Annotated in this window: 1 protein-coding gene; it reads right to left on the bottom strand. The window is 41.5% G+C overall.

The window, feature by feature from the left end; translation table 11 throughout:
* The coding region (locus AC2Q9J_RS17910) for a DUF4847 family protein (protein ID WP_499042027.1) at positions 1-272 on the bottom strand (272 nt) is incomplete at both ends.

Below are 272 nucleotides of genomic sequence, written 5' to 3'. Positions count from 1 at the left end.
AGCCATGATTTTATCATCGGCGTCTATCACTCTCTGTTCTTTGATGTGACAGGCAAACGTATTCTTTTTGGCGTTGGCCCTCCATGTACCCGAGAGTATTGCACTCCCGCTTGCTGTAAATTCTCCGTCAATGACATTTTCTTTTTCTACTCCGGTAAAGGTGATTGTAAACCTTTTATCCCCTGTGATAAAATCATAGGCTTCATATGCATTGGAGTCTGTTATGTCGGGAAAAGGGTACCAATGTTTCCCATTTTCCGTAATAAAAGTCA

This window comes from Planococcus sp. RAB007_Raresut (assembly GCF_057369535.1).
Note: the sequence above shows the minus strand (reverse complement) of the source record. Positions and strands in the feature narration are given on the sequence as shown.